19 protein-coding genes are annotated in these 16884 nt (G+C 59.7%); 10 read left to right on the plus strand and 9 right to left on the minus strand.

Annotation, left to right across the window (positions count from 1 at the left end):
- Window positions 1–57: 57 nt before the first annotated feature.
- The 3 genes from ACX3M4_RS27075 to ACX3M4_RS27085 form a co-directional block, all read right to left on the minus strand.
- On the minus strand, window positions 58–840 hold the full coding sequence (locus ACX3M4_RS27075; protein WP_459356031.1) for a hypothetical protein: 783 nt from the start codon (window positions 838–840) through the stop codon (window positions 58–60).
- Between the two features lie 267 nt (window positions 841–1107).
- Window positions 1108–1452 carry a DUF3224 domain-containing protein gene (locus ACX3M4_RS27080; protein ID WP_459356032.1) on the minus strand — a complete coding sequence of 115 codons (345 nt, stop codon included), beginning with the start codon at window positions 1450–1452 and terminating at the stop codon, window positions 1108–1110.
- Entirely contained in the window at window positions 1449–2117 is a 669-nt protein-coding gene (locus tag ACX3M4_RS27085; RefSeq protein ID WP_459356033.1) for a hypothetical protein, read from the minus strand. Before ACX3M4_RS27085 ends, ACX3M4_RS27080 begins: the two co-directional genes overlap by 4 nt.
- A 104-nt stretch (window positions 2118–2221) precedes the next feature.
- Between ACX3M4_RS27085 and ACX3M4_RS27090 the strand changes: the two genes are divergently transcribed.
- Window positions 2222–3139, plus strand: a complete 918-nt coding sequence (locus ACX3M4_RS27090; protein ID WP_459356034.1) for a LysR family transcriptional regulator — start codon at window positions 2222–2224, stop codon at window positions 3137–3139.
- Between the two features lie 99 nt (window positions 3140–3238).
- Here ACX3M4_RS27090 and ACX3M4_RS27095 read toward each other — a convergent pair whose 3' ends face one another.
- The gene (locus ACX3M4_RS27095; protein ID WP_459356035.1) at window positions 3239–3403 is read right to left on the minus strand and encodes a hypothetical protein; all 165 of its coding nucleotides are present in this window, start codon (window positions 3401–3403) and stop codon (window positions 3239–3241) included.
- 96 nt (window positions 3404–3499) lie between these two features.
- Between ACX3M4_RS27095 and ACX3M4_RS27100 the strand changes: the two genes are divergently transcribed.
- Complete coding sequence (locus ACX3M4_RS27100; protein ID WP_459356036.1) at window positions 3500–4351, plus strand: MFS transporter; 852 nt, start codon at window positions 3500–3502, stop codon at window positions 4349–4351.
- 157 nt (window positions 4352–4508) lie between these two features.
- Here ACX3M4_RS27100 and ACX3M4_RS27105 read toward each other — a convergent pair whose 3' ends face one another.
- Both ACX3M4_RS27105 and ACX3M4_RS27110 read right to left on the minus strand, forming a co-directional pair.
- Window positions 4509–4946: a hypothetical protein gene (locus ACX3M4_RS27105; RefSeq protein WP_459356037.1), complete on the minus strand. Its 438-nt coding sequence runs from the start codon at window positions 4944–4946 to the stop codon at window positions 4509–4511.
- A 93-nt stretch (window positions 4947–5039) separates the two neighbouring features.
- Window positions 5040–6035: a helix-turn-helix transcriptional regulator gene (locus ACX3M4_RS27110; RefSeq protein ID WP_459356038.1), complete on the minus strand. Its 996-nt coding sequence runs from the start codon at window positions 6033–6035 to the stop codon at window positions 5040–5042.
- Between the two features lie 262 nt (window positions 6036–6297).
- Here ACX3M4_RS27110 and ACX3M4_RS27115 point away from each other — a divergent pair, with 262 nt between their 5' ends.
- From ACX3M4_RS27115 to ACX3M4_RS27150, 8 genes are all read left to right on the plus strand, one after another.
- Window positions 6298–8271: a TonB-dependent receptor plug domain-containing protein gene (locus ACX3M4_RS27115; protein WP_459356039.1), complete on the plus strand. Its 1974-nt coding sequence runs from the start codon at window positions 6298–6300 to the stop codon at window positions 8269–8271.
- Window positions 8272–8349: 78 nt separating this feature from the next.
- The gene (locus ACX3M4_RS27120) at window positions 8350–8652 is read left to right on the plus strand and encodes a DUF2218 domain-containing protein (RefSeq protein WP_459356040.1); all 303 of its coding nucleotides are present in this window, start codon (window positions 8350–8352) and stop codon (window positions 8650–8652) included.
- Window positions 8653–8687: 35 nt separating this feature from the next.
- On the plus strand, window positions 8688–9113 hold the full coding sequence (locus ACX3M4_RS27125; RefSeq protein ID WP_459356041.1) for a hypothetical protein: 426 nt from the start codon (window positions 8688–8690) through the stop codon (window positions 9111–9113).
- 23 nt (window positions 9114–9136) lie between these two features.
- A complete protein-coding gene (locus ACX3M4_RS27130) occupies window positions 9137–9853 on the plus strand; it encodes a MotA/TolQ/ExbB proton channel family protein (RefSeq protein WP_459356042.1) in 717 nt (238 codons plus the stop codon).
- On the plus strand, window positions 9843–10217 hold the full coding sequence (locus ACX3M4_RS27135; protein ID WP_459356043.1) for an ExbD/TolR family protein: 375 nt from the start codon (window positions 9843–9845) through the stop codon (window positions 10215–10217). Before ACX3M4_RS27130 ends, ACX3M4_RS27135 begins: the two co-directional genes overlap by 11 nt.
- A gap of 8 nt (window positions 10218–10225) precedes the next feature.
- Window positions 10226–10624 (plus strand): ExbD/TolR family protein, encoded by a 399-nt coding sequence (locus ACX3M4_RS27140; protein ID WP_459356044.1) that lies wholly within the window; start codon window positions 10226–10228, stop codon window positions 10622–10624.
- Window positions 10621–11739 carry an energy transducer TonB gene (locus ACX3M4_RS27145; protein WP_459356045.1) on the plus strand — a complete coding sequence of 373 codons (1119 nt, stop codon included), beginning with the start codon at window positions 10621–10623 and terminating at the stop codon, window positions 11737–11739. Before ACX3M4_RS27140 ends, ACX3M4_RS27145 begins: the two co-directional genes overlap by 4 nt.
- 318 nt (window positions 11740–12057) lie before the next feature.
- Window positions 12058–14085 (plus strand): TonB-dependent receptor plug domain-containing protein, encoded by a 2028-nt coding sequence (locus ACX3M4_RS27150; protein WP_459356046.1) that lies wholly within the window; start codon window positions 12058–12060, stop codon window positions 14083–14085.
- A gap of 114 nt (window positions 14086–14199) precedes the next feature.
- On the opposite strand, the gene ACX3M4_RS27155 is transcribed toward ACX3M4_RS27150, so the two are convergent.
- From ACX3M4_RS27155 to ACX3M4_RS27165, 3 genes are read right to left on the minus strand one after another with little or no spacing between them, the layout of a single operon-like run.
- Window positions 14200–14958 (minus strand): iron ABC transporter ATP-binding protein, encoded by a 759-nt coding sequence (locus ACX3M4_RS27155; protein ID WP_459356047.1) that lies wholly within the window; start codon window positions 14956–14958, stop codon window positions 14200–14202.
- Window positions 14955–15899, minus strand: coding sequence for an iron chelate uptake ABC transporter family permease subunit (locus ACX3M4_RS27160; RefSeq protein WP_459356048.1), 945 nt, complete (start codon window positions 15897–15899; stop codon window positions 14955–14957). Before ACX3M4_RS27160 ends, ACX3M4_RS27155 begins: the two co-directional genes overlap by 4 nt.
- Entirely contained in the window at window positions 15889–16872 is a 984-nt protein-coding gene (locus ACX3M4_RS27165) for an ABC transporter permease (protein WP_459359508.1), read from the minus strand. The genes ACX3M4_RS27160 and ACX3M4_RS27165 overlap by 11 nt, the downstream gene beginning before the upstream one ends.
- Window positions 16873–16884: the final 12 nt, after the last annotated feature.

A 16884-nucleotide genomic window follows, 5' to 3' on the forward strand; every position in this document is an offset into this window, starting at 1 on the left:
ATTCCAAGGGACTGGAAGACACGCGCCGGAAAACTTTGTGTTTGAAAGAAGACCGGCTCAGGTGTCGGCGCTGAAGACCACGAAGCTGGCAAGCCGGTCGAGATTCAACTGCTTGGACTTTTCGGAAAAGCCGCTGGCGAAGAGCGCAAGGGTGTAGGTCGCACCAGCGTCGAGCTGCAGTCCGTTCAGAACCGCATCACCGGTGGAGACGGATTGCTGGATGGCCGCATACCATCGGGGACTTGCCGAATAGGGTGAAACATCCCCCGGCCAAAGCCCGACCCAGGCGCCGGCCGCTTTCGGGTCGAAACCATCCAGGAACGTGTACTGGAAGACCAGTGTGTTCTGGCCGACATACTGGGTCTGGATGCTGCTCGTTCGGGAGCCGGACGGGTCTCCTTCAGTGCCGGCGGGGGGGATATAGGCCGAGGCGACCACGTTCAGGTAAGGGGACCAGGCATTGTCCGGGGCAACCGGTCCGACGGCGTAGCCGACGACATAGGCCCCCACAGTGATATCCTCCATGATCGACTGGTCCCCCGAAGGATCATTTCCCATGATCCCCATGCTGGCTTCCGGCTTCGAATTGAAGGGGACGCTGTTTGCCGAAACCGGCCAGACGTGGACCGCGTTGTCACTCTTCTGAGGCTTGTTGCCCGTCGGCGTGTCGTAGGCGAACGCAATGACCGTGCTGCCGACGTATTTCACCGTGACGTGGACGGAGGTCAAAGTCTGCCGGCTGACCCTGATGAGAGCGTCACTGGCCAAAGTCCGTTCGAGAGGCCGCAATGTTCTGAGGCCGCTTTGTTCTGCCGGGATCGTCGCGCTTCCCTCTTCCACGCTATCGCCGCCTCCTCGTCCGATCGCCAAGTTAAAACAGGTTCCGGTTCAGACCGAAAGAACCTGCCGCAATTGGGACAGCTGCGATTTCAAGGTAACGAAGCGTTGTTCAGGAGGTTGCCGGATAATTTTGTAAGCCGGTCGCTCGTGTCAGACCAGAGACTTACCTACCTGCCGAGGCGGAGACCGGTCTCAGGCGTTTTGCGTTCCCAGTTCATAATGGAACCAAATTCGATGTGTTCCGTCGGGATCCATGCTGATGCCGCCCTAACCCGATAATCCCTCCAGATTGCCTGTCCCGCTTCCATCGACGATACGGAAGAAATCGTTCGATCGATCGCGGCCGGTGGTGGAAGCTGAGTGAATGAAATTGAAGGTGCCTTCTCGTCCATTGATAGCGCCTTCGAAACTCTCCATCGCAAGGTAACATCCCCTGCCGCTGACCTCGTCAAATGCGGCGGTAAAAACCGTTGCGGACCTGCCTTCGATGTCTCCGCAGTAGCGCTTTTCCATCGTGGTCACAGAGACGGGATATGCCGTGGCGATCGATGGAGCAGGGGGCATGTCGACATTCCTGAAATTTCCGGCGGAACATGTGGCAGCGGCTTTCATTTCGATAATCCCCGGTCTTGTTCCGGAATGATGTCGTGGTAATGGGCACTGTGATCGCCGTGGAAATTTGCCAGGCCTTCGCCGGTAAGCTGCTCACGCTTCGGCGGGTCGTTCAACCATATCGCCTTGGTGTTGGGCCCCTCGTTCCAACGGATGTTGAACGCACACAGCTGCCGGAAAAAGACCAGATCGGCATAGCCCTCGATGTGATCGCGGATCCACCAGGCAAGAGGAGCGAAGTCACCGGTCCGCTCGTAGTGGTCGAGATAGGACGGGATCACCAATGTGATCGTTCCACCCAGAAAGCCATGCTCATCCGGCATGTCCCAGATGTGTTTTGCCGCGTTGGACGCATTGTCGGTACACCAGCAGGCGGTATCTCCGGCAACGTAGCGTTCGTTGCAGAAGGAATTGAGCCTGGGGGACCGGTAGGCGCTGCGTATGGCAACATGACCGAAGGCCTGCTTCAGCGGTTCAAGCAGCCGGGTGGCGATTTCCCGACCCACCTTCAAGGCGAGTTCGGGGTTTTCCGGAATGTTGGGAACCCTGTGAACGTTCGCGACCTCCGAGCAGAGCATTTCCCGCATGAAAAAGTTTTCCGACAATCGCTCGCGCCCGAACTGAGTGAGCGATGCCACATCTTGGATTGGGGACGTATAGGACATGAAGTGCTCCCGCGGTTGCGAAAATAACCTGACAGCGGTGGTATCGTTTCTTCCAATTTTAAAAACAATGCCGCATCTTGATATCTATGGTTTTGAAAAATGAAATGTCGTTCGAAGGCAATCTTCGCCACTTGAAGGTGATCGTCGCAATCGACGAAGAAGGCACACTCGCCGCGGCGGGACGCCGGCTCGGCCTGTCCCTGCCTTCGGTGTCGCGCATCCTGTCGCAGGTTGAAGCGGATCTGGGAGGTGTATTGTTCGAGAGATCCGCACGCCGCTGCCAGGCGACCGCCGCGGGGCGCGAGGTCGTGGAGCGGTCGCGCCAGCTGCTTGCGGATTATTCTGAAATGATGGAAGCCGTCAGCGGTAACTGGATAGAACCCAAGGGGACTGTCCGGATGACCGCGCCGATGACTTTTGGCCGTCTGCACGTGTTGCCTGCCGTTTGCCGTTTCCTGGAGACCAACCCCGGCATCGACATTGGCCTGCACCTTTCCGACGCCGTTATCGACCTGAACGCCGAAGAGTTTGACCTGGGCCTGCGTATCGGGGTTGTCACCACGCCCTCGTTGGTGGTCAGACGTGTGGGAACGGTTTGCTGGTGGATGCTGGCCAGTCCGGAATATCTGGAAAAGCATGGCTGCCCGCAGAGTGTAAAGGATCTTGCCGGCCATCTCTGGATCCAGCATTCCAGCATCCTCCAGCCCACGCGTTCGCCCCGCCAGATGTTCGGCGCTCACGCGGCAACGATGTCCACGCGACTGGCCGTCAACGACGCTCCCGCCGCACTCGAGGCGGCGCGGCGCGGTGCGGGCATCGTAAGCGCCTTGTCCTACCAGGCGGCGGCGGATGTAGCGGAAAGGCGGCTGGTGCGGATCCTTGCCGACACCGGACCATCTCCTCTCCCGGTTTCACTCGTCTATCCCGAAACCCGTCGCACGATCGAGAGGGTGCGGCGCCTGGTCGATTTTCTCGCACTGGAGTTGTCCGAGCTTCTCACCAAGGAACAAAGAACGGACTGAGCGCAGAACGGCCGACGGATGCATTTCCACATCTGGCTTGCGGAGGAGGATTGCGGCAGGGAATGCGCACCTCTGCGCAGAAGCTGGTGCTAGCCTGGATCAGCTCGGCAGGATTTTGAGGGCGATCACGCCCCCAATGATCACGAGTGTGGCGACAGCGCGCTCGGGGCTCAAGGTTTCCCCGAACAGCAGCAGACCGCAGGCAACCGAACCCTTGCTCCAGCTGCTGCCTGCCGCCTTCGGGTCAACGAGTGCCGCTCCCATCCAGGAGTATCCCCAGCCGGGGCCCTGGGATTGCGCTTCGACCCCGACACGAATGGCGCGCGCCTGATCGCGCCAGGCGGCTGACAGGAAGCCGCCTTGCTCGGAGCTGCCCTGTTTGTCAGCAAGGACGACGCCGTGCGGCAAGAGGAAGGCTATGACATCTGGGGCGCGGTCACCTGCACCGCGGGTATGCTTGCCATCGTCTATGCCATCGTGGAAATTCCTTCCCGCGGACTTCATTCGCCTCATGTGATCGCAACCGCGATGTTCGCAGTCATTTGTCTGACCGCGTTCGTCCGGATCGAAAAGAAGGTGGCCCATCCTCTTCTGGATCTGAACCTGCTGAGAAACAGGAAACTCGTCTGGGCGAGCATCGTCGCGGCGGCGATCCTCGGCACCTATATGAGCTTTCAGTTCATAGGCACCTTGTACCTGCAGGCAAACCGTGGCTGGTCGCCTATCGAGATGGCCTTCGCCTTCCTTCCCATCGGGCTGCTCATAGCCTTGTTTGCGCCGCGCATGGGCGGGCTCATCGAAAGGTTCGGCGTTCACTGGATGATAACGGCAGGCTTTGTCGCCTATGCCCTGTCCTACGCGAATTTCATCAGGATCGGTGAGGAGACGACATACCTTTGGGTCGTCCTGCCAAGCGTCGTCCTGATCGGTATTGCCTTTCCGCTTTCGTTTCCCGCCGCCAATGTTCTGGCGACGACAGGCATCGCTGAAAACAGGCGCGGCGTTGCCGCCGGGATACTGCAGACCGGTTATCAGTTGGGTGCTGCCATCGTGCTGGCCGTCACGACCGCCGTCATGGGAGGCGACAGCCAAAGGCTTGAAATTACACAATATCACGATGGTCTCTGGCTTCTGTTGGGCCTTTCGGCCCTCACCATCGCGGGCTCGGTCGCTGCGACCTGTCTGCTTCGGGACAAGCGAGCCAGCCGCTGAGGTGGTGCGGTCACGACATCGCATTCGGCGACTTTCAGGGACGTCATGTTGACTTAACTGGAGCGCCACGTGGTGGGTGACTTCATCTAACTCGTCAACAGAGCGGGATGGCCAGAACCTTATCCGGACGCGCGCGGCTCATACCGATGCGCGTCCATTAGGCTGGCCAATCCGAGTGTAATTTCAGGAGGCGCACGAGATTTGCGGCTTGGTGCAGCAACGGCCCGGGGTCAGCGCCTTCGCAAAGGACAAGAGCCTGTGCCTGCCGGCTGGTGCTGTTTTCCGTCCGTATCGCAGCCAGAAGCCGCATAAAGGCACGTTCGTGACTGGACAGGTTTTCCCGGCAGCACGGGCAGGCCGGATTGGTGAAATTGAAGCCGCCGGTTCGGGCCAGTCGAAGAGCCTTGAAGCATTTCAGCACGGCCATTCCGATTTGAGGACCACGTTCAGGACCGAACCGGATGTCGCAGGTTTCCAGCGCGCTTTCCCAGGCAAGGGAGGCGGGTTCCGTATAGCTCATGCAGATCAGCCGGAGGGCAAGGAGAATGGTCCGGTCCTCGCTGGAGAGGCCCTCGTCCAGCATCGTGACGTGCATGCGCTTTCCGTTGTTTGGCAGGTGGTTGTTGGTCAAACTGTCCCCCATTTGCATTCATGCCGGTCAGGCTTGCGAGTTTGGAAAAAGAAATGGCTACTTCACCTGTTTCGGCGACAGCCCGAATTCGCGCTTGAAGGCGGTGGCGAAGTTTGCGGGAGATGAGTAGCCCGCAATATGAGTGGCCTCGGCGATGGTCACATTGTCCCGCTCCAGGGCTTCGCGGGCGCGTTCGAGCATGAAGCGACGGATGAAGCGGGAGGCCGACAGGCCGTAGGTGCGCGAGAGAAGCCGCTGCAACGAGTTTTGGCTCATGCCGGTTACAAGCGCCAGTTCCTCCGCCGTCACCCAATGCCCGCGCTGCCCGCTGAGATGATGCTCTATCGCCAGCAGCCGCTGCCGGTCCTGTGCCCCGGCGATGCCCGCGGCCTGCGGTTCCCGGGTTTCCGAGATTTGCCGGAACGCCTCTTCAAGGAGACCGTAGACCCGCGAGGTAACATGGAGCCGGTGCTGAAACGGAGAACCGCAGGGCGCTGCGATGATCTGTTCGGCCAGGCTTACGGCATGGCTGCTGGGGGACCAGCTCACATGGGCCAGATGGCTGGCAGCAAACTCGCGGATCATGCCGTAGTCCGGCTCAGCCTCCAACATATGCGTGAGTAGCCAGTCGTGCGAAATGGAAATGATCACTTTCTTGAGCCGGACGCCACGTCGGGCATGCCGGACGAAGATCTCGTGCCGCGTCTGGGAAAAGACCGTTGCGACGGGAACCCAGTGACGGGCTTCGGTGTCGTAGCGCGGCACCGGAATGCGGAAGGAGCCGACATTGGCGTCGATTTCGCCTTCCAGAAACAGCGACACGCTCAGCCTCGGGCCGCAATCCGTCTCGATCTTCAGATCATGCAGGTCTTCCGCGTTGGAAAAATGGACCGAGAGACCGTCCTCGATGGTCATGAAGCTGATTGCGCCGCGCAGAACCTCGTCGCCGGTCTCCAGCGCCGGTCCCACCCAGCGCTGCTGGCGGGCGTCCGGCTGCGCCAGAAGATCCTGCTTGGTCACATAGGTCCTGTGGTGGTCCGTCGGTACAAACATTCCGGTGCGTATTTCCGTTTGTCAGCGGTAACTGGTGTTTCAAGGGAGCCGGTTGCCTCTGCCAGGAGCGGAAAAATCGATCGAAAAGACCCACCCGACCCGCTTCAGGCATTCGCAAAAGAGTTTGGGTGACTGGCAAACGACTTTGCGATTGTCCGTCTCCGGCCAGCCTTTTATCAAATACATGACTTTTCAAGTCAAGTTTAAGCGTATTCATCGCGGCCGGTTTGGCACGCGGGATTTCTGGTGGTTGGGGTAGAATATGAGACGTGGTTTTGCGGCACAGGCCGTCGTGCTGGCATCGGTGAGTGCTTTGGCGCTCATGACAGCGGGGGCAAAGGCAGAGGACACGCAGCAACTCGAGACCGTCGTCGTCAAGGACACGGAAGCGGACAAATTCGAAACGCTGGAGCAGAGCGTCAACATCAGCCGCGAGGAAATCGAGGCGCAGCAGCCGGTCGATCTGAAGCAGCTGTTTCAGGAAACGCCGTCCGTCACCACTGCCGGCGGCAGCCCGGCCTCGCAGAAAATCTACGTGCACGGGATCGATCAGTCCAAGCTTAACGTGACGGTCGATGGCGCGCGGCAGAAGAACAATGTCTGGCACCACAATGGCGACCTCGGCATCGACCCGCGCTTTTTGAAGGCGGTCGAGGTCAACGAGGGCGTCGCGCCAGCCGACGGCGGGCCCGGCGCGCTTGGCGGTACGGTGGAGTTCGAGACCGTCGATGCGATCGACATGCTGAAGGAAGGTCAGAAGCTCGGTGCGCTGGTTTCCTTCGGCTACGACACCAATTCCATGACGCTGACCGGAACCGCAGCCGCCTACGGCATGGCGGAAGGGTTTGAATATCTCGGCACGCTGACCCGCGCAGAAGGCCAGGATTACGACGACGGCGAAGGGTTCACGGAACTTGGCACCGCAGCGGATCTGTGGACCGGTCTCGGCAAGGTGGCCTATCAGAGCCAGGAAGGGCACAGGTTCGAAGTCTCGGGCGAATATTATCGTGACGACGGTTACCGGCGCCTGCGCACGAACATGGGCGCCGTCGGGACAGCCTTCAACGACAATCTCTACGAACGCATCACGACGACTTTCCGGTATTCGCTGGAAGGTGCCGAGGGCCAGTTCGATCCGGATGTCCTGCTTTATTACAACCGCAACAAATTGAACCGGCCGAACAAGTCCGGCTACACGAGGGCCAGCGGCGATTTCAACTCCGACCTGCAGTCCATCGGCGGCCACATCGAGAACCGCTTCCACTTCGCCATGGGCACACTGACGGCCGGTGTCGATTTCTACCATGACCAGGTCGACATCGAACGGTTCCACTTTACGACCGATGCCTCGGAAGACATCACCAATGTCGGCGCCTATCTGCAGGCACGCCTCACGCCGGTCGAGCGTCTCGACGTGTCCGCGGGTCTGCGGGCGGATTTCCAGAGCTACAATTCGGTGGACGACCAGACCTTCGACAATTTCGGCCTGTCGCCGAATATCAATCTCGCCTACGAGATCCTCACCGGTCTGACGGTCAATGGCGGCTATTCCTATGTGTTCGGCGGCCTGGAGCAGGCCGAGGCAGCGCTCTATCACGCCCAGGACTACACCTATTCCGCTGACCTCGATCCGACGACGGCGCACAATGCCAAGCTCGGCCTGACCTACCGCTGGAACGGGCTGACACTCGGCGCGGATCTGTTCTATATCCAGATGTACAATCCGATCGCCTATGATTACGCGACCCTCTCGCGGATCAACGGGGACGAACTGACCTCCAGGGGCTTCGATCTGAGTGCCCGCTTCGACTGGGCCAACGCCTATGTTTCCGCCGCCTACACCCACACAGATGTCGAATATGGCGACCGGATTGCCCTCTTCGGCGACGTGAATGCCGCCGTTCCGGTTGGCGACATCATGACGCTGGGTGCTGGCTACACGTTCGCCCAGTGGGATCTCACGCTCGGTGCAAATGCGGAAATCGCGTTTGAATATTCGAACGAAGACCTTGCCGACAGCGGCTTCGAGAATCCTATCCCTGCCTATGAGGTCGTCAACGTCTTTGCCGAGTGGGCGCCCAAGCTTGGTGAGACCGATTTTTCCTTGAGAGCCGAGGTCAACAACGTCTTTGACGAGACCTACTACAGCCGGGGCAGTTACATCGCGACAAGCCGGGTGACCCCGGTCAATTCGCCGGGCCGGAGCTTCTTCCTGACGGCGACAGCAAAATTCTGAATATGAAATTCAACTTTTTTCGTGCGGGCCGGTTCCCCCGGCTCGCCATTTCGGTGTAAAGAACGGATAGCCAGGGCAATGTTTATCGTCACGTCGACGGCCAGGACCGCCTCAGCCTCGAAATATCTCCAGCAACTCTGCAAACACTTCGCTCACAAGGTTCCCGCCGAATGGGACACCGAGACCGGTGAGGTGTCCTTTCCATTCGGCCATTGCCGGATGGAGGCTTCCCCGGTGCATCTGAGCATCCGGTGCGAAGCCGATGAAGAGCAGAAGATCGCTCGCATGAAACTCGTGATCGACGATCATCTCGAGCGGTTCGCCTGGAAAGAAAAACTGAAACTCACATGGTGCGAGGCGGAAGCTCCCGGCCGGGACTGACGCCCGTGAGATTGCTCCAACAGGAGAGCGGCAGGATGAAAAAATCTTTGGTTCCGGTTCTGGCACTTGTTTCGGCCTGCCTGGGTGCGACTGCCGTTGGCGCGCAGCCAGCCGGTACGATTTCCATCCAGTTGAACGGCGCCGAGACGGTCGGCGATGCCTGCAGGCTGACATTCGTCATCCGCAACGAGCTTGCCAGCCCTGTCAACGCGCTGGGGCTGGATCTGGTGATGTTCGACAAGTCCGACGGCGTGTCCGGCTACGCGGCGATCGACTTTGGCGATCTGCCGGCCGGCAAGACGCGGGTGCGTCAGTATGACGTTGCCAAGGGCGACTGCAGCGGCATCTCACGCGTTTTGCTCAACGAAGTCCGGGCCTGCGAAATCGAGGGCAGCCCATCCGAAGATTGTCTGCCCAAGCTGCAGATCAGCGCCCGTTCCGAGATCGACTTCATCCTTTGACTTGTATCGAGTTGGCTTGAGTTATGCCCGAAGACATTCACGCGGCTCTGCCGCACTTCCTTTCGCCGCTGACAGGACTGGTCGATCAGGGAGGTCCTGTCGTGATCTTCCTGCTTGTCCTGTCGCTTGTCGCAGTTGCCCTGATCGCCGCGAAGGTCCTGCAGTTCACATTTCTCGGTGTTGGCCGGTTCGGCACCGCCCGCAAGGCGCTTGCCGCCTGGCTGGACGGGCATCCGCACGATGCCAAGGCAATCGCCGCGCGCGGCAAATCGATCGCTGCGGACATCATGCTGAAGCTGATCCAGGGCAGCAGCCGAGGAAAAGCTCAGCCAGACATCCTGAAGGAGGATGTGGAGCGCATTTGCATCCAGCGGATCAATACGCTCCGGGCGTATCTGCGCCCGCTCGACATGATCGCCCAGACCGCGCCGCTGATCGGCCTTCTCGGGACAGTGCTCGGCATGATCGAAGCCTTTCGGGCAATGCAAGGAGCAGGCGCTGCGGTCGATCCCTCGGTGCTGGCGGGCGGTATCTGGGTCGCGCTGCTGACGACCGCGGTGGGGCTTGCGGTTGCCATCCCGGTCTCGGCCATCGTCGGCTGGTTCGACAGCCGCATCGAAGCCGAACAGTCCGAGATGGAAGCACTCGTAACGGCCTTCTTTACCGGTGCCATCGCAGAACGCGGTGCGGCCCGGGTGGTGCCGCTCGAAGCGCCGTCGGAGACGAGGCATGCGGTTTAGTCAAAGAGCGCGGCGCAGGCCGGTCGGCCTGACCTCGCTGATCGACGTCATTTTCCTGCTGCTGCTGTTTTTCATGCTGGCCTCCAGCTTCACCCGCTATCAGTCCCTGGACATCTCCAGCGGGGGCGAGGGCGGTGGTGCGGATGTTAAACCTGCTTACCTGCGCATTCATTCCGCCGAAAAGATCGACTTGAACGGTAAGTCACTGGAGAAGTCCGAGATGCAAGTGCGGTTTGCCGAACTGAAGGCGGAAAGCATCGTCGCGATCTGGTCCGGGCCGGAGGCCAATGTCCAGGACGTCGTCGACATCATGTCGGCCGCGCGCCAGACCGGCCTCAAGACCGTTCTGGTGACGGGAAGGTAGGTGCCGTCATGCGTATGAGAAAACCGCAGCGCCGGGAACCACCGGAAAACACCATTCCGCTGATCAATGTTGTCTTCCTGATGCTGATCTTCTTCCTGTTTGCCGGATCGATCGCCCGGGACGACGCCCGCAAGGTCGAGCCGCCGCTGAATATCCTGGAAGACGAAACCATCCGTTCTACAGGAGCTCTGATCGTCGATCCTGAGGGCAGGACCTTTGCAGGGGAGACCGAAATCGCGGTTTCCGACTGGCTGGCGCTGCGCGACGAGGAAGCCGAAGAAAGCGGCCCCATCAAGGTTGCCGCTGACGGAAAGCTGAAGGCCGATGCGCTGGAAAAGGTTCTGAAGGACCTGAAAGCGGCGGGGCGCAGCGATATCGTTCTGATTACCAGAAGAGGCTCGAAGTGAGGTTCCCCCGTTTCCTTGCCGCAGGCGTTGTCGTTTCGCTGGCGCTGCACGGCACTGGCTCGGCGTTTTTCGCCAAGGATCCGGATGAAGTGTCGATCGCGGCATCCGAGGGCGGCGGCGTCTCCGTGATCGGGTCTATCGAAGACCTGGTCGCGGGCGCGGAGGTGGAAAAGGTCACGGACACGCCGCCGGTCGAGGAAGTCGAGCCGCTTGACGAGCCTGTCGAACCGGTGAAGATGCCGGTCGAAATCGCGAAACCCGTGCAGGAAACGCCGGTCCGGCCGGTCGAGATGAAACCGGTAATGCCGGTTGCCGAACCCATGCCGGTGGAGGTTGCGGCTCAGCCCTCCGAGGCCGTGCCTGTCGCAGAAGGCGTTACGCTTGCAGACCCCGTGACGGCGGCTCCTGCAGACGCTCTATTGCTCGAAAACCTGCCGCAAACCCGGCCGGCCCCGGTTGAAGAGGTGAGGCCTGTAGAACCTGTCAACGAGGTACAGCCAGAGCCGCTGCCGGATCAAAAGCCGGTCGAGATCGCTTCTGTCGTTCCGACCGAGACGCCAGAACTGACGGAACCGGTGAAGCCGGAAACGGAACTGCTCGAAGCCGTGCCGGACCCGTTGCAGGATGTAACGGAAACACCCAGAACCAAGCCCGAGCCGCCAGTTCGCAAGACAGAGCCGCGCAAGACACCGGAAAAAACAAAGACGGCCCAGAAGAAGGGCGCGGAAGCCAGTACCCGGAAAGGCGGCGAGCGCATTACCAGCGAGACCGCACGCTCGAATGCCAACGGGCGTGCAGACGCCAAGACGAACGATGGAGGCACCAAGGCCACCTCCAACTACAAGGGCAAGGTCGCCGCGAAACTGCGCCGGGCCAAACGCTATCCCAAGGAAGCAAGGCGGCAAAGACTGGACGCCACGGTCGTGGTCGCCTTCACGATTGCGTCCAATGGATCGGTTTCGGGTGTCCGCGTAACCCGGTCGTCCGGACATCAGGTCTTGGACAAGGCAGCGCTGGACATGGTGCGTCGGGCTTCTCCCATGCCCAATTTCCCGAGCGACATGCGTCTTGCGCGGTTGAACATCGAAGTGCCCATGCGGTTCACGCCGAACTGACCGACCGGGATAGAGAGGGGTCAAATGCACCAAGGCTCGTCCACCAGGCGGGCCTTGGTGCATTGAAAGGTGCGTCGCGATTTCATAGACACACGCGCGACCGGTTCTCCTAATCCGCAGAAAAATGCCATTTCTGCACAGCCTGGCTTTGGAGAAAGCCTCTGGCTGCGCGCGCAAAACATTATTTCAAACACTGTTTTACATGAGTGTTTTTGTCATGTATATGTTGCCGCGCGCCGTGCCACTGCAACGGCCGAGCCACAGTCGGCTGTTCAGCCGGTACCAGCTGCTTAAAAATCTGAAAAAGGGAATTCGGCCATGCTTGATCGCGTGCGTCTATCGCTGCTCTTTACCGGCACAGTTTTACAATCGGCACTCCTGGCTGGGGGTGCAAGCGCACAAGATTCTGCGTCTTCCCCGGAAACTGCGCAGGGGACCACGCTTCAGACGATTGTGGTGACGCCAGGTGTTTCGGAAGAAAATGACGAACATCTGGGCGCGGCAGACAGAGAAAATTCGATCTACATCTCGGCGGAAGATCTTCAGCTTACCAACCCGCAGAACCTGAAGGATGTTTTTGCAGGTGATGCCTCGATTTCGGTCGGTGGCGCCATGGGCCCCGCCCAGAAAGTCTATGTGAACAGCATAGATGAACTCAATCTGGCGGTAACCGTCGACGGTGTTCTTCAGAACAATCGTGTGTTCCATCACAACACGACCAACTACATAGATCCGGCATTGCTCAAATCTGTTCGGGTGGACCCGGGCGTGGCACCGGCAGATGCCGGGCCGGGCGCTCTTGGCGGCTCCATCGTCTACGAAACGGTTGATGTCGGCGATCTTCTGGAGGAGGGGCGGTTCTACGGCGGCTATGCCTCGCTCTCCTACGATACCAACAGCAATGCTTTCACCGAAGCCGGCGCAGGCTATGTCCGCTATGAGGGCTTGGAACTTCTCGGCTACATCAAAAATGCCAATGGCGACAATTACACGGCCGGCAATGGCGAGGAAATGGACGGGACGGCACCGGATTTCCTGAGCTATCTCGCCAAGGGAGCGTTTGAATCCAGCGAAGGCCACCGCTTCGAATTCAGTGCGCAGCAAGTCCAGGACGACGCTCAGCGGCCATATCGGGCAAACTTTGGCGGATTGCCGTCAACAGAACCGGCGACACGCCTCTATGACATCACCCAACAGACCTACTCGGGACGATATGAATATGTGAATGGGACGGGACTGTTCGATCCGACAGTGGTGATCGGCTACAGCGAATCCTCGACCGAAATCCCCTACTTCTATCACAGGAGGTCCGGCAATCTTCTCAACATCGAGAGCGACGGAAATGCCTGGACGTGGTCGGGCAAGGTGGAAAACACCTTCCACCTGTCCGAAGACCACAAGATCACGGCCGGGGTGGACTTCTACAATTCGGAAAGCGAATACTCCGATGCCCTGTACAGCCCTGACGGATACAAGGAAAAGGCACGTGATGTTGGTTTCTATGCGCAGGCGCGCCTGTCGCCGACAGACAGGATAAGGCTTTCCTTCGGCGGCCGCGGCGACCAGCAATGGTTCACAGGTGTCGATGGCACCGAGCTGGAAAATTTCGGCCTCAGCGGGAACGCATTCGCTGCCTTCGATTTGACCGAGCAGATCACGCTCAGTGCCGGATACTCCAATGTGTTCGGCGGCATCGATCTGGAAGAGAACTACATCTTCGACAGCATCTCCAGCTATGACGGCCTCAAGCCTGTCCGGTCCCAGAACCTGATCGCGGGCGTGAAATTCGGGCATAACGGCTTTACCCTGTCCGGAGACGTCTACCAGACCGACTTCGAGAACTACCGGGAATTCACAAGCTCGACCGTCTACAATACTGATTTCAGGGTTCAGGGCTTCAAGCTTGGGGCCGGTTACGCCTGGGACGACGGGTTCGTAAAGGTTTCCTACTCAAATAGCGATCTGACGGTCGACGGCGACTATGTAGATTCCTACAGCGCCAGCGATGTTGGCGCTCCCATCGGTCAGGTTATCTCGGCGGAAGTCGTTCACACCTTCACCGAATTCGGTGTCACGGTTGGCTCCAGCATCGATGCCGCCCTTGATTACGATGGAACGGAAGATGCAGGTGAAAACTCTTTGCCCGGCTATTTTGTCGCCAATGCCTTTGCCGAGTACAAGCCACGGCAGGTCGCACAGCTGACCTTGCGACTGGAGGCAAACAACATCTTCGATGAAGCTTATGCGTCCCGTTCGACATATGGAGTTGAATACGGCACCGATGTGCTGACGCCGCTCTATGAGCCGGGGCGCTCCTTTCTGCTGAAGGCGCAAGTCAAGTTCTGATTTCGGGACCCCAAGGCTTCTTGAACATTGCACTGGTGGCTGGATTTCTATCGATCCTGCCGCCAGTTTTTTTGGAGATCGCCGTCTGCGGGGCAGAGCCCGGAGAAAGCGCTTTCAAGCATGGTGAAGCGCCACCAGCTTGCCGTCCAGTTCCCGGATCGGCACATCCATGTCGTAGATAGCGGCGAGGGTGTCTTCCCGCATGAAGTCGGCAGTGGGGGCTATTGCGGCTACTTCGCCGTTCTTCAGGGCGATGATCCTGTCCGCGTAAGCCGACGCATAGTTGATTTCATGCAGGACCACGACGATGGTCTTGCCGTGCGTGTCGGCAAGGCTTCTAAGCTGCCGCATCAGGTTTCTGGCGTAATGCATGTCCAGATTGTTGAGCGGTTCGTCGAGCAGCAGATAGTCGGTATCCTGGGCATAGGCCATCGCCACCAGGACCCGCTGGCGCTGGCCGCCGGATAGTTCGTCGATGAAACGTTTGGAAAGATCCGTCAGATCGAACATTTCAAGGGCTGCATCGACCTTTTCGCGGTCGATCTCCGCCGGCCGGCCGAGGTGATGCGGAAAGCGGCCGAAGCCGACCATCTCCTTGACGGAAATTCTGGAGGCGACGCTGGTGTCCTGGCGCAGGATTGCCAGTTTTCGGGCGAGCTTCATCGCCGGGCTTTGGACGACATCCAGCCCGTCAAAGCTGATGCGTCCGGTTTGCAGCGGCAGAAGGCGTGCCATCAGGGCAAAGAGCGTGGACTTGCCGGCGCCATTGGGCCCGATCAGGGCCGTGATGCCGCCTTTTGCGATCTTAAGAGACACGTTTTTCAAAACCGGTGCGCGGCCGTGGTGGAAGCTGACATTGTCGATCTCGATCATGCCCGCGCCTTTCTCAGGATCAGGAAGAGGAACACGAGGCCCCCCAGAAATTCGATCACGATGCTGAGGCTGCCGCCCATGCCGAGCACGCGTTCGAATAGGGTCTGACCGCCGACCAGCACGATGACCGCAATCAGCACCGACGCGATCAGCAGGCTGCCATGATGATGGGTCTTCAGAAGTTCATAGGTCAGAGCGCTCACCAGCAGGCCGAAAAACGCGACAGGTCCGACAAGGGCGGTCGAGGTCGCGACCAGCACGGTGACGAGCGCCAGGCCGACGAACAGTTCACGCCGGTGGTTGAGCCCAAGGCTGATCGCCTGCTCCCGGCCGAGAGCCATGACATCCAGGACATGACGCTTGCGCCAGGCCAGAACGCAACACAGCAGGATGAGGCCGGCCGAGATCACAAGCAGTTCTGTGTCGACGCGGTTGAAGCTCGCGAACATGGCGCCCTGCACCACGGCAAAGGCATTCGGGTCGATCATGCGCTGCAGCAGGCTCGTCAGGCTGCGGAACAGCACGCCGAAGATCACCCCGACAAGAAGCACGCGGAAGAGATCCTGGAGACCGTTGCCGAGCAGGGTGCCGAAAAGTGCGAGCGCAGCGGCCGTGAGCAGGATGACTTCGAAAGCGAACTTCGTCTCCGGCGCCAGGGCGGCATACCCGAAACTGCCAAGCGCAAAAACCAGGCCCGTCTGGACGAGGAGATAGAGCGCGTCGAACCCCATGATGGAGGGTGTCAGGATACGGTTGCTGGTGAGCGTCTGAAACAGAACCGTCGAAAGGGCGACGGCAGCTGCCACCAGCACAAGCGCGGCCAGTTTGGTGCCCCGGAACGACAGGACAAAGCCCCAGTTGCCCCGCGCACCCAAAGTCAGATAGGCCAGGATCGCAAGCAATGCACAAGCGCCCAGGAGGAGGAGTTTCCTATCGGGCATGAGCCGGCCTTGCAAACAGCAGCCAGAGAAAGACACCGGTGCCGACGGCACCGAAGACTGTTGCGGCCGGAATCTCGTATGGATAGCGCAGGAGCCTGCCTGCCACATCGCTTGCGAGAACCAGTGTTCCGCCGGTCAGTGCAACGAGCGGCAGGGTTCTGCGGGCATTGTCGCCATGAAAGCGGCTGACGATGTTGGGAACGACCAGGCCGACAAAGGGCAACATGCCGACCGTAATCACGGTGAAGGACGTGATCAGGGCAACGATGCCCAGGCCGACAACCAGCACATGGCGGTAGTTGAGCCCAAGGCCGATTGCGGCGTCCCGGCCGAGGCCGGCGATGGTGAACCTGTCAGCGTAGAGATAGGCTGCGAGCGCGACCAGGCCGGAGGCCCAGAGCAGTTCGTAGCGGCCCTGAAGAACGCCGGAAAATTCGCCGTGCATCCAGATGCCGAGATACTGGATCAGGTCGTTCTCGTAGGCGATGAACGTGGTGATGGCGGCAATGACGCCGCCATAGATGATCCCGGTCAGGGGCACCAGCAAGGGCTGTGTTGGCGGCAATTTCTGCACAAGAGCCAGGAATATGGCCGTGCCGCCGAACGCAGCACAGCAGGAGACGGCCATCTTCAGGAAGATCGAGCCTGACGGCATCAGCAGCGTCACGATCAGAAGTCCGAGGGCCGCGCACTCACCTGTGCCCGCGGTTGCCGGTTCGACAAACCGGTTCCGTGCCAGCATCTGCATGATGACACCTGCGACGGCCAGAGATGCACCGGACAGAATTGCCGCGCATGTGCGCGGTACGCGGCTGATCAGAAAGAGTTCAAGACCTTCCTTGCTCTGAAGCAGCTCCACAATCCCGACATCCGCAGCCCCGATGGCAAGACTTGCCAGGGTGAGGGCTGTCAGCAGGCCGGCCACCGCGCAGAACCAGATCTGCGCGGAGGAGGGGAGATGGTGGACGTTCAGGCGCAAGGGTCC

The sequence above is a fragment of the Roseibium sp. M-1 genome (assembly GCF_054515675.1).